General features: G+C 70.6%; 12 protein-coding genes. 8 read left to right on the top strand and 4 right to left on the bottom strand.

All coding sequences use genetic code 11. From position 1 onward, the window contains the following. Window positions 1-34 precede the first annotated feature (34 nt). Window positions 35-820: a hypothetical protein gene (locus tag TsocGM_RS11590; RefSeq protein ID WP_126725532.1), complete on the top strand. Its 786-nt coding sequence runs from the start codon at window positions 35-37 to the stop codon at window positions 818-820. Here the strand turns inward: TsocGM_RS11590 and TsocGM_RS11585 are convergent. After that, window positions 724-1905 carry an esterase/lipase family protein gene (locus TsocGM_RS11585; protein WP_126725531.1) on the bottom strand — a complete coding sequence of 394 codons (1182 nt, stop codon included), beginning with the start codon at window positions 1903-1905 and terminating at the stop codon, window positions 724-726. The genes TsocGM_RS11590 and TsocGM_RS11585 overlap by 97 nt on opposite strands. A 595-nt stretch (window positions 1906-2500) precedes the next feature. Between TsocGM_RS11585 and TsocGM_RS11580 the strand changes: the two genes are divergently transcribed. The 3 genes from TsocGM_RS11580 to TsocGM_RS11570 all read left to right on the top strand — a co-directional run bounded on the left by TsocGM_RS11580 (window position 2501) and on the right by TsocGM_RS11570 (window position 5004). Further along, window positions 2501-3502, top strand: coding sequence for an ABC transporter ATP-binding protein (locus tag TsocGM_RS11580; RefSeq protein ID WP_126725530.1), 1002 nt, complete (start codon window positions 2501-2503; stop codon window positions 3500-3502). After that, on the top strand, window positions 3489-4439 hold the full coding sequence (locus tag TsocGM_RS11575) for an ABC transporter permease (RefSeq protein WP_233578759.1): 951 nt from the start codon (window positions 3489-3491) through the stop codon (window positions 4437-4439). The genes TsocGM_RS11580 and TsocGM_RS11575 overlap by 14 nt, the downstream gene beginning before the upstream one ends. A gap of 148 nt (window positions 4440-4587) precedes the next feature. Continuing rightward, the gene (locus TsocGM_RS11570; RefSeq protein ID WP_233578754.1) at window positions 4588-5004 is read left to right on the top strand and encodes an amidohydrolase family protein; all 417 of its coding nucleotides are present in this window, start codon (window positions 4588-4590) and stop codon (window positions 5002-5004) included. Here TsocGM_RS11570 and hisG read toward each other — a convergent pair. From hisG to hisS, 3 genes are read right to left on the bottom strand one after another with little or no spacing between them, the layout of a single operon-like run. Then, on the bottom strand, window positions 4989-6014 hold the full coding sequence (gene hisG / locus TsocGM_RS11565; protein WP_126725528.1) for an ATP phosphoribosyltransferase: 1026 nt from the start codon (window positions 6012-6014) through the stop codon (window positions 4989-4991). The two genes, TsocGM_RS11570 and hisG, sit on opposite strands and share 16 nt — an antisense overlap. Beyond that, window positions 6011-7246 (bottom strand): ATP phosphoribosyltransferase regulatory subunit, encoded by a 1236-nt coding sequence (locus tag TsocGM_RS11560; protein WP_126725527.1) that lies wholly within the window; start codon window positions 7244-7246, stop codon window positions 6011-6013. The genes hisG and TsocGM_RS11560 overlap by 4 nt, the downstream gene beginning before the upstream one ends. Window positions 7247-7304: 58 nt before the next feature. Next, window positions 7305-8699 carry a histidine--tRNA ligase gene (gene hisS / locus TsocGM_RS11555; protein ID WP_126725526.1) on the bottom strand — a complete coding sequence of 465 codons (1395 nt, stop codon included), beginning with the start codon at window positions 8697-8699 and terminating at the stop codon, window positions 7305-7307. Window positions 8700-9382: 683 nt separating this feature from the next. Here hisS and TsocGM_RS11550 point away from each other — a divergent pair. From TsocGM_RS11550 to TsocGM_RS11535, 4 genes are all read left to right on the top strand, one after another. Next, window positions 9383-11170, top strand: coding sequence for a PAS domain-containing sensor histidine kinase (locus TsocGM_RS11550; RefSeq protein WP_126725525.1), 1788 nt, complete (start codon window positions 9383-9385; stop codon window positions 11168-11170). Window positions 11171-11205: 35 nt separating this feature from the next. Then, window positions 11206-12093, top strand: coding sequence for a response regulator (locus TsocGM_RS11545; RefSeq protein WP_233578752.1), 888 nt, complete (start codon window positions 11206-11208; stop codon window positions 12091-12093). A gap of 111 nt (window positions 12094-12204) precedes the next feature. Further along, window positions 12205-13395 carry a glycosyltransferase family 4 protein gene (locus TsocGM_RS11540; protein ID WP_126725524.1) on the top strand — a complete coding sequence of 397 codons (1191 nt, stop codon included), beginning with the start codon at window positions 12205-12207 and terminating at the stop codon, window positions 13393-13395. A 78-nt stretch (window positions 13396-13473) separates the two neighbouring features. Next, window positions 13474-14820: a lipopolysaccharide biosynthesis protein gene (locus TsocGM_RS11535; protein ID WP_126725523.1), complete on the top strand. Its 1347-nt coding sequence runs from the start codon at window positions 13474-13476 to the stop codon at window positions 14818-14820. Window positions 14821-15013: the final 193 nt, after the last annotated feature.

Genomic DNA, 15013 nt, shown 5'->3' with positions numbered 1-15013 from the left:
CCCCGCTCCCGGCGACGGCACGGAGGATGCGCCCATGATCCGCTGGATCCGAGTCGACCGAGCCGCCAAGCAGGCCCCCTCGGCCCGTTCCGCCGAGCCGGCCCGATCCCGGCGGTCGGATCGCAGACGACGGCCGGCGCTGGAGGGGATGGAGGGGCGCCAGCTGCTCTCGGCCGCCGTCCCGGCGACCACGGCCGCAGTCGCCAGCCCGGTCCCGGCGGTCCCCACCGGCGGGGCGCCGGTCGCCGTTCGGCACACCCCGATGCCCCCGGTTCGGATGTGGGCCGGCCAGCCGTTCGATGGGGTCGTCGCCTCGTTCGTCGCCAACACGACGCTGCCGGCCGATCGGCTGGTGGCCGCGATCGACTGGGGGGACGGCACGTCCTCGCCCGCGACGGTCGAAGAGGATCCGTGGGGGGGCTTTAACATCCGGGGAGCGCACACCTACCCACCCGGTGTCTCGGGCATGACCTGGCTGCGGGTCGATGTGGCCGACGCGGCGACCCAGCAATGGATCGTCGGCGTGGAACAGCGGGCGTTCGTCTCCCGGACCTCCCCGGCTCGGGCCTCGCTCTTCTCCGCGGGATTTCAGCCCGCCTCGTCTCAGACCGAGGCCGCCTCCCGTGCCCAACCCGTCCGGCTCCGGTTCGTCGAGCGCCGGCAGCGCTACCACGAGGCCGCCGATCGGTACCAGCAGGGGACGGCCTCGGCCGATGACATCCGCTACCTCCGGCAGATCCTCGAGTTCCAGCGCCAGCAGGACAAGGGCTTCTTTGAGAAGCTCGGCGACGACTTCATGAATGCGTTGCCGTTCGGCTGATCGCGGCCCCCGATCACCCAGGGAACCTCCCCTCCTTCCCGATCCGGTCGGCCGGGGACGATCCGACACCCGGCAGCGCTCCCCCCTTCGACGAGGTGGAGCCGGAGGATCCGGGCGACCTCGGCGGCGACCTCGGGCCGGCCCACCGAATCGTGGGGGCCGGGGACGACCACCTCGGAGGCCGCGCCCTCCAGGTGGCTGCTCTCGTACCGGACGATCCCGTCGGTGTGAAGCCCCGGCAGAGGGAGCCGAAGCCGAGGAATGATCGAGTGGCACGGCACCTCGGGGGCGATCGGCGTCCGGCGCAGGGCCTCCAGGATCGGGCTGTTCCACGACAGGCCGCCGATCGCTCCCATGGGGACGCGACGGAGGGAAGGAGACAACACCTCCCTCCCGTTGAGGAGGACCACCTCCTCGATCGGCCCGGCCAGCTCCGATCGGCGACGGCCGCTCAAGAGCCGATCCTTGAGCCGGGCCGCCGGCACGGCCGGGCCGGCGGAGCCGTGGTGCGGCGTGGCGATGAAGACCAGCCGGGAAACCGAGGCCACCCGACGAGTCACGAACGCGGCGACCAACGCGGTTCGGCCCTCGGACGAGCACCGGATCTGTTCCGGCCTCCGGCTGAAGGTGGCGTCCCAGAGCGTCCAGCCGCTGTCCTGGGCGGCCATCTTGGCGATCAGGCCCCCCTGGCTCTGGCCAACGAGCACCATCCGGTCCAGCGCCGGGTCGATCCCGCCCGGGTCGATCTCCCTTCGGGTTCGGACCAGGGCCGCGCGGAAGCTCGCGGCGGAGAGGGGCAGGGCGACGCAGGAGTCGTAGGAAAAGGTCCAGAACTGGAACCGATCCGCCAGGACCGGATCGGTCCGGAGCCGGGCGATCATCGGCTCCCAGGACCCAGCATCCGACGCCAGTCCGTGGATCAGGACCACGGGAATGGCCCCGGGCCGGTAGGGCTCCCAGAGCCTCAGGGTCGGGGGCTCTCCCCGGCTCAGCGGATGCCAGCCAGCCTGCGCCGCCGGGGGGAGGACCACGGAGGTCGCCAGCAGGATCGCCAGGCAACCGGCCGAAGACGCGCGCTCGGACACCGAGCAACCCCAGGCGGTGCGCTCGGCCGCTCGGACGGAAACCAATGACTGATCCGGGGATACGGGATCGACTTGGGTTCGTTCCGCTCGCCGAACGCGACCGGGAGGCTGCCCGGCGCCGGTAAGCATTCCCCGTACCTGGTCCGCGATCGACTCGATCTGAAGTGCGCGTGTTTGCGTTGTTGCGTGCTTTGATTGATGCTGGCGTGGAGGGAGCGACCTGCGAGCGAAGCCGGGCCGGATGGTGTCGGGCTGGTGGATCATGGGTGCACGCAACCTGCGGCCGGCTTGGTTGGGTGGTTGGGTGTGAGGTGGCGGCTCGGTTCCCGCGCCCATTAGGAAACGTTGCCCGGCCGGCTCGGGAGGGCAAGGGAGACGAGGGGCTCGAGGTGCCTCCGGGGGCCTGAGCATGCGTCTTATCCAAAGAATCGGGAGAATGGAGCGGGACGCACAGGCACAGAAGGCGCTCGGGGATCCCAATGAGGTCGGTCGATCGATCGATCGGTCGATCCGCCCGGCTTGATTCCCCGGGGCGACTTCGAGGATGATGGGGGGTCGGCGGGGAGTTTGAGAACAGGGAGGGTGCGCCGTCGCCATGCCGATCGTCGAGGCCGAGGGCTTGTCGAAGACCTACCGGGTCTTCCAGAAGCGGGAGGGGCTGGCCGGCGCCGTCCGGGGGCTGTTCCAGCGGGAGTATCGAGAGGTCCGGGCGGTCGAGGGAATCAGCTTCACGATCGAGCCGGGGGAGATGGTCGCCTTCCTGGGCCCGAACGGGGCGGGGAAGACGACGACCCTGAAGATGCTCTCGGGCTTGATCTTCCCGTCGGGGGGGACGACCTCGGTGCTCGGCTACACGCCGTCAGACCGGGTCGACGCCTTCCGTCGCCAGTTCGCCCTGGTGATGGGGCAGAAGAACCAGCTCTGGTGGGACCTCCCGGCGCAGGACAGCTTCGAGCTGCACCGGGAGATCTATCAGCTCCCCAGGGCGGAGTACCAGGAGACGATCGACGAGCTGACCGGCCTGCTCGACGTGGCCCACCTGACCCGGCAGCCGGTTCGAGAGCTGTCGCTGGGCGAGCGGATGAAGATGGAGCTGATCGCCGCCCTGCTGCACCGGCCCCGGCTCCTTTTGCTGGACGAGCCGACGATCGGCCTCGACGTGGTGGCGCAGGCGACCATCCAGAAGTGCCTGAAGGAGTACCACACCCGGCGGGGGGTGACGATGCTCCTGACCTCGCACTACATGAGGGACGTCGAGGCGCTCTGCGATCGGGTGCTTGTCATCAATCATGGCCGCCTGATCTACGACGGTGGCCTGCCCGGTCTGTCGGCCCGGTTCGGTCAGACGAAGCTGATCACACTGGAGTTCGCCGAGGGGGAGGCTCCCTCGGACCTGGCGCGGTTTGGCGACGTGGAGCGGGTCGAGGGGGGGGAGGCGAAGATCCGGGTGGAGCGGGCGAAGGTGGCCGAGGTGCTGGGGGCGATCCTCGACGCCTACCGGCTGGCTGACGTCGTCGTGCAGGATCCGCCGCTGGAGCAGGTGATTGCCCGGGTCTTCCAGGAGGGGAAGGGGGGGGCCGACCATGACGCCGCCTGAACTGGACGCCGCGAGCCTCCCTGCCTCCCGGGGAGGCTCGCGGTCCGTCGGCGGCGTGGAGTCGCCCGAGCCCGACCTCCCCGGTCGAGGGCCGACCAAGACGCCCGATCGAGGGCTCGGGGTGATGCTGCGCAAGTACGCGATGATCTACCGCGTTTCGCTCGCCGAGCGGATGACCTACCGCGCCGACTTCCTGATCACGACCCTCTTCCGATTCCTGCCGACCTTGACGACGATTCTGCTCTGGAACGCGATCTACGCCGGGGCGGGCTCTCAGACGCTGGCGGGATTCTCCTACGAGCAGACGATCTGCTACCTGTTGATCGTGAACATCAGCCGGATGTTCTCCAGCATGCCGGGCCTGGCCGGGGGGATCGCCCGAGAGGTGCGGGACGGGACGCTGAAGAAGTACCTGATCCAGCCGCTCGACCTGATCGGCTACCTGCTCTCGTACCGGATGGCGCACAAGACGGCGTACATCATCGGCACGGCCTTGCCCTATGCGCTGCTGTTCGGGGTCTGCTACCGGTTCTTCATCGGCAACGTGCCGACCGAGCCGGGGATCTGGGCCGCGTACGTCGCGTCGCTCCTGATGGCCTTCCTGATCGGGTTCTTCTTCGAGGCGAGCGTGGGGATGGTGGGGTTCTGGTTCCTGGAGATCACGTCGATCCTCTGGGTCGTGATGACGCTGAACTTCTTCATCTCCGGCCAGATGCTGCCGCTGGACTTCCTGCCCCCCTTCTGGGCCGGACTGCTGAAGCTGCTCCCGTTCCAGTACATGGCGTACTTCCCGGCGGTCATCTTCCTGCGAAAAGTGCAGGGGGCCGAGCTGCTCTGGGGCCTGGCGCTGGAACTCTTCTGGGTGGTGTTCTTCGTGGCGCTCTGCCGGTGGTTGTATCGGAGCGGGCTGAAGCGGTACGGAGCGTATGGAGGATGACGACGGGCATCGACGGGCAGGATCGGAAACCGGGGGAAGGGGGGATGCTCAGTCGTTCAGGATGGGGCTGGCGATCGAGAGGGGGGGGCGAGTTGATGGTCCGATCCGCGGCCCGAACTCCGAGTGGATCGGTGAGGAGAACGTGGCGGTGCAACGGCGTCGGCCCAGGATCACGTTCGGTCCCGATGCCGACGGTGACGACCCGGAGCGGGCGGAGGGTCTGGTGCATCGCCGCTCCTCCGGCTTGGATGCTCGGATTCTCGGCAAGGACGTGAGGGAGGAGGGGGTGATCCCACTGGAGGACGCGATCCGCAAGATGACCTTGGCGGTGGCGGATCGGCTGTCGATCCGGGACCGGGGTCTGCTCCGCGAGGGGATGGACGCCGACGTGGTCGTGTTCGACCCGGAGACGATCGCCGACCGGGCGAGGTATGAGGAGCCGCATCGGTTGTCGGTCGGCGTCGAGTCCGTGTTCGTGAACGGTCGGGCGGTCGTCCGGGACGGCAAGCACACCGGGGAGAAGCCGGGGAAGGTGGTGCGGGGGCCCGGTTACCGGGAGGGATGAGGGGCGAGGTGCTCCCGGAGGCGGTCGAAGGTGGACGGGGGGCCTTCGGCATCGAAGAGGAAGCGGGTGGGGAGGCCGACGACGCGTCGGGCGCCGAGTTTCATGAGCTCGCGCTGGTACGAGGTGAGTCGGCCGGCGGCGACCAGGGCCGTGACCCGCCAGCAGGAGCGGCCGCGCTCATCCCACACCTCGCCTCGGACCACGTGCTGGGCCCCGTGCTGGGCGAGGTAGGCGGCGACGGCGGCGGCCTGGTGCCCCTCCTCGGGACCGCCGGCGACCTCGAGCAGGAGCTGGCCGTCGGAGGCTCGGACGCCGTCGAGGCCGTCGAGCAGCAGGGCGAGCGGGCCGGTGTCCCCCTCGGCGACCAGCTCCCGGAGGGTCGGGGCGTGGCCGATGAGGCAGGCGGCCGAGTCGAGCACCTTGCCCCCCTCGATTTCCCGGAGGCGGTTGTCCTTCAGGGTGGTGCCGGAGCTGGTGAGATCGACGATGATGTCGGCGATCTCCAGCGTGGGGTGCAGCTCCAGGGCGCCTTCGGAGTGGATGATCTGGTAGTGGTAGATCCCCCAGCGGCGGAAGTGGGCCTGGGTGAGGGTGCCGTACTTGGTCGAGACGCGGAAGGCCTTGCCGGCGGCCTTGAACTCGGTGGTCAGGTCGACGAGGTCGAGCATGTGGGTCACGTCGATCCAGCTCTCGGGGACCGCGACCACGAGTCGGCAGCCGCCGTAGCCGAGGTCCGGCTCGACGACGACGGCGTCGGTCGCCTCGGCCTGGTGCTCGGCGAAGACGTCCATGCCGGTGACGCCCAGGTGGCAGCGGCCCTCCTGAACCTGGATGACGATGTCGGTCGGCCTCATGAACACGACGTGGAAGCGAGGATGGCCGCCGATGGTCGCCTCGTACTGGCGGTCGCTGGCGCGCCGGACCTTGTAGCCGGCGGCCTTGAGCAGGTCGACGGCCCCCTCGTACAGGTGGCCCTTGGAGGGGAGGGCGATGCGGATCGGGTCGATCATCGGGGGAGGGCCTCCAGCGCGTGGTAGAGGCGCTCGACGCCGAAGGCGAAGCCGACGCCGTGGGGATCGCGGTCGGAGCCGAGGACGCGGGCGAGGCCGTCGTATCGGCCGCCGTGGCAGATGGCGACGGGGCCGGAGGGAGTGGGGGCGGCGAGCTCGAAGATCATCTGAGAGTAGAAGCCGATGCCGTGGCCGAAGCCGAGATCCAGCTCGACACGCTCGGGGGGGATGCCTCGGCCTTCGAGCAGCCGGAGCATCTCCAGGAATCCCCGGATCGTGCCGGGGGCGATCGAGGAGAAGCCCAGCTCCAGCCGCTGGAGGACCTCGACGGCGGGGCCTCGGAGGTCGGCCAGGGAGTGGACGCGGTCTCGGACCCGGTCGAGGGCCTCGCCGAGGGAGTGCCCGAGGGCCCACTTGGTGCGGAGGCGGCCGATGATCTCCCGGCCGGTGCGTCTTCCGGTGACTCGGGGGACGAGGTGGCGGAAGAGGCGGTCGACGCCCGGGTCGTCCGCCTGATCGATGGCCGGGAGGACGGCCTTGGCCTCGCGCTCGGCCTCACCCTGGAGCCAGCCGGAGAGGCGGTCGAACGCCGACTCCAGGGCGCGGACGCCGCGGCCCTCCGAGGCGGCGTCGCTGAGGTGCTCGATCAGGCTGGAGACGGCGGCCGAGGGGAGGCCGGAGCGGTCGAGCAGCTCGACGATCAGGCCGGTATGTCCGACCCGGATCCTCGGGTCGGCGACGCCGGCGGCCCGGGCGGAGTCGACGGCCAGGGCGATGACCTCGGCGTCGGCCTCGGGGCCGGGAGCCCCGAGCAGCTCGACGCCCGCCTGGGTGAACTCGCGGGATCGGGTCGGTCCCGGATCGCGCTCGAAGCGGAAGACGGGGCCGGAGGAACAGACGCGCCAGGGAATCTCGGGGGCCGGTTCGGCGTCGATGAAGGCTCGGACGACGCTGGCGGTCAGCTCGGGGCGGAGGCAGAGCCGGGCGGGGCCGTCGGCGACCTCGAACAGCTTGGAGACGATGGCGGCGCCGCTTTTGCGCTCATGCAGCTCGGTGACCTCGAGGATCGGGGTCCGAATCGCCTGGAAGCCGGCGGCGACGAAGCGGTCCATCAGGGTCCGCTCGAGCGAGGCGATCGCGGCATAGGCGCCGGGGAGCCAGTCGCGAGTGCCGCGGACCTGGGGGATGGGTGCCTCTCGGTGCGGGGCGGTCGGGGGCAGGTCGTCGGGCATGGCGGGAGAGGGTCCGGTTCCGGGCCGGGGGCGGATGCAAGGGGGGAGCGGCCGGGGCTCAATAGCTGTCGGCCTTGCCGAGGGCGCGGAGGGCGCTCCGCACGCTGTCCTCCAGGGTCGTCCAGGAGAGGCCGCGGTCCTCCTGGCGAGTGGCGAGGACGCGGAGGTTGAAGACCTGGCTCCGCTCCTCGTCGGGCCCGACGATCACGGCGACGGCGTGCCCTCGGGTGGAGCCGTAGCCCATCTGCTTGCCGATGGGGATGGGCTCGGGGTACACCTCGGCCCCGACCCCGGCGGCCCGGAGGCGGGCGGCCAGTCGGACGGGGATGGTCGGGGAGACTCCGGGGAAGTTGGCGACCAGGACCGGCACGGTCGTCGAGGAGCCCGGGAGCCAGCCGGCCTCGTCCATCAGGGCGAGCAGCCGGTCGAGGCCGATCGAGGCGCCGACGCCGGGGAGGCGTCGCTTGATATAAAGGCTCGCCAGGTCGTCGTACCGCCCCCCGGAGGAGATGGAGCCGAAGCGTTCCCAACCGGTCACGGTCGTCTCGAAGACGATGCCGGTGTAGTAGTCGAGTCCTCGGGCGAGGCCGAGATCCAACACCAGGCGGTCGGTTGGAACGCCGGCGGCGTCGAGCAGGTCGAGGACGGCTCGGAGGTTGGCGATCCCCTCCTTCGCGGCCTCGTGCGTGCCGAGCCGGGCCTCGGCCATCGCCAGGACGGCGTCGCCGGGACCGTTGCCCTGCTCGACGAAGTCGAGGAGGGTCGCCGCCTGATCGGCGGTCATTGCCGGGAGGGAGGGGGAGGGTTCGCCTCCTTCGGAGCCCCGGGGGGCGGCGGTCAGTTCCTTGAGAACCCCGTCTCGGCCGACCTTGGCGAGCTTGTCCAGGGCCCGGAGGACGGCGGCCTTCCGGTCGATGACGCCGAAGGAGTCGAGCAGGCCGTCGAGGATCTTGCGGTTGTTCAGGTGGAGGGAGAAGTCGGGGACGCCGATGCCGGCGAGGGCGTCGTGGATGACCTGGGCGATCTCGGCGTCGGCGACGGGGCTCTCGGAGCCGACGATGTCGAAGTCGCACTGCGTGAATTCGCGGTAGCGGCCCTTGGCGGGCCGCTCGCCTCGGAAGACCGATCCGATGGCATAGCGCTTGAAGGGGGTGCCGAGCTGGTCGATGTGCCGGGCGACGAAGCGGGCCAGGGGAACGGTCAGGTCGAACCGGAGGGCGAGCTCGCCGGGGGTGCCTCCCGTGTTGGTCACCGCGAAGATCTGGCGGAGCACTTCGTCGGAGCCGGCCCCCTTGCCGGTGAGGACCTCCATGCGCTCGATGTGCGGCGTCTCGATGGGGACGAAGCCGAACGAGGAGAAGGTCTTGCGCAGGGTCTCCAGCATCCGCTCTCGCGGGATCATGGCCGACGGGAGGAGGTCCCGCAGGCCGCTGGCGACTCGGGGATCGATCATCGGTAGGGGGTCCTGTCCATCGGGGAGCGTCGCGAATCGGCGCCGGGGGCCGACCGCGGCCGGCCATTGTAGCAACCTCCCGGGCCGGTGCCCAACGGCGACCGGGAGGGCCCGACGGCGGGACTGCCGAGCCTCCCGGTCGCACCGGCGCCAATTGCAGGACGAATCGGACCTGAGGACGGGAATGGGTCGGTGAGGCCGGTCGGGGAGCGGCGAACTCCGTGTCCTCGGGCCCGATCGAGAGTTCGACAGGACCGTCCTTGCGGGGCGCTTCCGCCACGGTTATAGTCCGACCATTCTCTCCCGGACCCAAGATGGCATGGTGGGCATCGTCGCCCTCGATGGGTGGGTCCGAGGTGGAATCGGGGCCGGCCCGATACACCTTCTGGCCGGGCTCGTCGTCGTGGTGCGCATCCGAAGGCGGATGCGCTGTCGGTTGCCGGTCCGTCTCGAGGGGGCGACGGGCGGTTGCCTCACGTCATCGTCGGTTCCCGAATCGGGCCAGGAACGATTTGGGGCAATTGATGGCGTGTGTGCTTGAGCACGGCATCCGATCGGATCCTCGGCCCTGAAGACTGAGGTCTCGTCCCGGCAGGGCTGCCGAGATCGGGTCGGAGCTTCGGGTTTCGGTCGTTCGGATCCTCCTGTTGCTCGTGGCGAGTTCGGCTGGGCGGAGTGATGCCGTGGCGCGATCGAACCGGAGGACGCTGGTCCTCGTCCTGCTGGCGTCGGGGATCGTGGTCGGCGCGAGCCTGGCCCCTGCGGCCGCGCGGGCCGACGAGGAGTCCCTCGGGGACGGGGGCGGGCGTCCCGATGGCCCCGCGCCGGGCCCTCCTGTCGAGCGGGGGAGAGGGAGGGCCGGCCTCGACATCCCGGCGGCTGGTGGGCCGGAGGAGGAGCGGGGCCGATCCGTCGCGATGCTGGCGGTTCTAGGGTGCGTGGGAGGGATGGCCGGGCTGACCTGGCGGGAGGCCCGTCGGCGTCGTCGAGCGGAATTGACCCGCCGGCGCCGAGAGGATCGGTTCCGAGAGTCGTTCGAGTCGGCGACGGTCGGTATCGCGGTGGTCGCCTCGGATGGAACGCTGCTGAGCGTCAACCGGGCGCTCTGCGGCTTCTTCGGCCGGGACGCCGACACGCTCCTCGGCATGAGGCTTCAGGACCTGGCCCTCCCCGGCGACCGGAGCGAGGGGGGCGGAGGGATCGAGGCGATGGCCTCGGGCCGGGTCCGGTTTCGCCGGTCGGAGGCGAGGTTCCTTCGCGCCGACGGGACCGTCGTGTGGGGGATGCTCAGCCTCTCGGTCCTCCAGGACGACTCGCTCGGCGAGGCGTCCTTCATTGGTATGGTGGAGGACATCACCGCCCGGAAGGAGGCGGAGGCGGCCCGGATGGAGGGGGAGCGGCGGTTCCGGGCGATCCTCGACGGGGAGGGCCCGTTCCTCGGCGTGCTGGACCCCGATGGCCGGGTGCTGGAGGTCATTCGGTCGGCGCCGGGGTTCGGCGGGGCGGGGGAGAAGCGGGTGGTGGGCCTTCCGGTCTGGGAGGCGATCGGGGGGGGGATCGACCGCGACTCGAGGAGGAGGCTCCGGGAGGCGTTGGCCGGGGCGGCGAGGGGGGCCTTCGAGCGGCTCGAGGTCGAGGCAATGGGGGCCGAGGGCGAGCCGACCTTGATCGACCTCTCGATCACGCCGGTCCGGGACGGGTCGGGGAGGGTGGTGGTGCTCCTCCTCGAGGGGAGTGACGCAAATGACCGCGGTCGGCTCGAGCGGGATCGGGAGCAGGCCGTCCCGCATTGGGAACGGGTCCGGGCCGACGCGCAGCGGGACACGGCGGCTCTGGTCGAGTCAAGGGATCGGGCCCTGGCGGCCGTCCGGGCCAAGAGGGCCTTCCTGGCGAACATGAGCCACGAGCTGCGGACGACGACGACCGGGCTGATCGCCACGGCCGAGTTGCTGGCGAACTCGGACCTGGACCGGCAGCAGCGGGAGCTGGTCTCAACCATCCGATCCGGCGGCGACGCGATGCAGGGGATCCTGGACGACATCCTCGACCTGTCGAAGATCGAAGCGGGCCGGATGGTGCTTCGGCCCGAGCCGATGGACCTGAGGGCCCTGGTCGAGGACGTGGCCGCCTTGCTGGCTCCGACGGCGCACCGCAAGGGAGTCCGGCTGCTCAGTCTGGTGTCGGCCGAGGTGCCGCTCGGGGTGGTCGGGGACGCGAAGCGGCTCCGACAGATCCTGATGAACCTGCTGGGCAACGCCGTGAAATTCACCGAGAACGGCGAGGTGGTGGTGGAGGTCCAGCCGATCGGGAGGGGAGCCCGGGGCGTGTCGCTTTCAATCAGTGTGAGGGACACGGGCATCGGGATCGAGCCGGGGGACTTCGAGGCGATCTTCGAGAGGTTTTCGCAGGGAGCGGCGGGGGGGGGGGGGCGGGGCTGGGGCTGGCGATCAGCCGGCACCTGGCCCACCTGATGGGAGGGCGGATCGAACTGGAGAGCGAGCCGGGAGTGGGCAGCACGTTCCGCCTGGTCGTCACGCTGCCCGAGGCCGAGCCGGACGGGATCCGGCCCGACCCGGCGGGCCCGCCGGAGCTCCGAGGGCTCCGCATGCTGGTGCTCGCGCCAGACGACCTGGGCAGAGCGTCGGTGGTCGAGCAATTGCGATCGTGGGGGAGCCTGGTGGAGGCGGTCTCCTCTCCGACCGAGGCCCGAATTCGACTGTTCGACGAGTCCTGGGAAGATCGGCCGGGCGTGTTGATCGTCGACGACGCGATGTCCGCCGAGGTCGGGAGGCTTGCGCCTCTCGGCGAGCGATTGCCCCGGGTGCTGGTCCGCCGGCCGGGAGCCGGGGGGCCGGCCCGGACCGAGCAACCCGACTCCCTGACCGTTTCCGAGCCGATCCGACGGTCGGCGCTGCGGGAGGCGATTCTCCGGGCGCTTCGGCCCGAAGCGATCGTCTCGGCCCCTCCGTCGCGGTCGCCGTTGCCGAGCTTCGGGTTGCGGGTTCTGGTCGCCGAGGATTTCGAGACCAATCGGGAGCTCGTCTGCCAGATGCTCCGGCTCCTCGGCTGCCGCGCCGAGGCGGTGCCGGACGGCCGGCTCGCGGTGGAGGCGGCGGTCCGGGATCGCTTCGACCTGGTGTTGATGGACCTGGAGATGCCGGGGCTCGACGGCCTCCAGGCGACGGCCGAGATTCGGTTCGCCGAGCGCGGGAAGGGCCGTTATACCCCGATCTTCGCCTTCACGGCCCACGCCCTGGAGGAGGATCACCGTCGCTGTCGGGACCTGGGGATGGATGGCATCCTCACCAAGCCGATCCGGATGGCGAACCTGCATGCGTTCCTCTCGGAGTTCCTCAGCTCGAGGAGTGGGAGGAACGCCCTCACGCCGGTCTGATGCCGGAGGAATCGGTCGGCCGGAGGCCCGGGGCGTCGTAAGGTTCTCCCGAGAGGCCGTCCGCGCGGGCGGCCGGAGAGGAGGACCGGATCCGGACGCGAGAGGCCGACGATGGCGACCCCCCTGCTGATGCTCTCGGCCGACGCTCCCCCGCAGCTCGGGGGGGTCTCGGCCTACTCGGAGTCAATCGCCCGGTCGCTGGTCGAGTTGGGGGTCGATCTGAGCGTCGAGGCCTCGGTGCCCGACCCCTCGGACCGTCCCATCGGAGGAGCGCCGACGCGCCGAGGCCCGTCGGTGTTGAACCGAAAGTATGTGAAGATCCTCCCGCTGTTCGCCGCCGGGCTCCGAGGCTGCCTGCGGTTCCCAAGGCCGATGTTGCTGTTGATGAAGTGCAATCATGAGGGTGTGGCTGGGTATGTTCTGCACCGCCTCTTCGGGGTTCGCTACGCGGTGGTCGCCTTCGGCAGCGAGCTGCTCCAGTTCTCCGACCGGCGGTGGACCGGGCCCTTTCTGCGTCGGATGATGCGACGGGCCGAGTGCGTGGTGGCGATCAGCGCCTATACGAGGGATCTGGTCGTCGACGGCCTGGGGGTCGATCCGGGCCGGGTCCTGATCGTCCCCCCGATCGTGGAGCCAACCCCGGAGCCGACGGACGAGGGACTCGACGCGATCCGGGACCGCTTCGAGTTGCACGGGAAGCGGGTTCTGTTGACGGTTGCCCGGCTGGTGAGGCGCAAGGGGCATGACATGGTCCTCCGGGCGCTGGCCGATCTGCGGGAGGACTACCCGGATCTGGCCTACGTGATCGTGGGGGACGGAGGGGACCGGGAGGCGCTGGAGCGTCAGATCCGGGCCCTGGGAGTGGGGGATCTGGTGCGGATGGTCGGGGCTCGGTCGGCGGAGGAGGTGGACGCGCTGTACCGGGTGAGCGAGATCTTCGTGATGCCGTCGAGAAGGGAGGGGTGCGACATCGAGGGATTCGGGATCGCCTTTTTGGAGGCGAACCTGAGGCGCAAGCCGGTGGTCGCGGGCCGTTGCGGGGGAGTGGCGGACGCGGTGGTCGACGGTGAGACGGGGATGTTGGTCGACCCGACGCGCTGGGAGGAGACCGCGGCGGCCCTTCGGACGCTGCTCGATGACCCCGATCGGGGCCGGAGGATGGGGGACTCGGGCCGGGATCGGGCCCTGAGGGCCTTCGGGCGCGATCGGCAGGTCGAGTGTCTTCGGGAGGTGGTTGATCGGCTGGGCCTGCTCGAGGAGGCCAGGCCGGTCGCGGCAGGACGAGCCTGCGAGGTCGCTTGAGCCGGCGAGGACCGAGCCGGACCATCCCCCCCGATCGCGATCCCGATTCCCTGGCCAATCGACCTCGGCGCCCCTCCGATGACGAACGACTCCGATCCAGGCGATCCGGCATTGGGCCGGAGCCCGACACGGCGAAGCAAGGCGGCGCGCTATGCGTTCACGGCGGCGTCGCACCTGGGAGCGCTGGTGTCGGGGATGCTGACGTTCAAGCTGGCGGCCCTGGCGTTTGGGGTGGAGGGGTTCGGCGCGTACGCGGTGGCGAGGAGGGCGATCTCGATCCTGGCCTTCCCGATGATGCTGGGGCTGAGCGTGAGCCTGCCGAGGTGCGTGGCCTCCCTCCCGGCGGGGAAGGGGGGGGGGAAGGGCGGAGTGTTCCTGCTGGCGGCGTGGCTGATCGCGGTGCCGGGGATGGCGGCCCTGACCCTGGGGGCGGCGACGAGGCCCGGCGCGATGGCGGTCCTGATGTTCGGCCGGGGGGGGCACGAGGAGCTCGTCTGGCCGACGGTGGCGGCGGTGCTTGGGCTTTGCGGCCATACGATCGTCTATGGGTTCGAGATGGGGAGGATGCGCCTGGGAGCCGCCGGGACGCTCTGGCTGGTGAACCTGGCGGCCGTGCCGCCGGCGGCGGTGGCGCTCTCGGGGGGAGAGGTGCCCCGGGCGCTGCTAGGGCTGGGGATTGGCTGGTCGGTCGCCTCCGCGGTGGCGGGGCTGTCGCTGGCGGCGGGGCTGCGGATCGGGACTCCTCGAGCGTGGGGCGCGGCGCTTCGGGAGCTGGTGCGGTTCGGTGTGCCGAGGATGCCCGGCGATCTGGCGATGTTCGGCCTGTTCGCCGTGCCGACGATTCTGGTGGCGCACCGATCGGGGCTGGAGCCGGCGGGCCTCGTGTCGTTCGGCCTGAGCCTGGTGCAGATGATTGGCTCGGTGTTCACGGCGGCCGGCATGCTGCTGCTGCCGATCGTCAGCCGGCTGCGGGCCGACGGGAGGATTGGCGAGGCGAGGAGGCTGGTTGACCGGTCCCTGATGGCGAGCCTGGCGGCCGGGGTGCTGATTGTGCTGGCGGCGGAGGCGAGCCTGGCGACGGTGATCACGATGCTGCTGGACGAGGGCTTCACCCCGGCGGCCGGGTTGGCGCGGAGGCTGCTGCCGGCGGCCGTGCCGTTTGTGGCCTATATCGTTCTTCGGGGACCGATCGATGCCCTGGATGTCTGGCCGCACAACGCGGTGAACCTGGGGCTGGCGCTGGCGGTGACAAGTGCGGTGATGATCTTCGGCTCCGGGCCGATGGAGGCGGCGACGGCGTCGCTGGCTGGCTTCTCGGTGCTCGGTCTGGCGAGCATCTGGTCGGTTCGTCGATGCCTGGCAAAAGCCGAGCGGGTTTCCCGAGCGGAAAGGAAGGTGGCGGGGGCGCTGGCCGCGTCGCCGTAGGAGGGGGCGGGGAATCGCGACTCGGGGAGGAGCGGGGCCTGGGGGCGGGAGACCGGGGGCGGAGGGCCCGTCGCGCGTCGGGCGTCGTCCGAGGTCCGTTGGCCCTCTCGATGCCTGCTTGCCGTCCGGGAGTTCGACCGAGGGTTCGCCCGGAATCGGCCGGGAGGGCGTCGGGGAGTTCTCCTCGGGGAGA

Origin of the sequence: Tautonia sociabilis, from assembly GCF_003977685.1 — a bacterium.
GTDB lineage: Bacteria > Planctomycetota > Planctomycetia > Isosphaerales > Isosphaeraceae > Tautonia > Tautonia sociabilis.
Note: the sequence above shows the minus strand (reverse complement) of the source record. Positions and strands in the feature narration are given on the sequence as shown.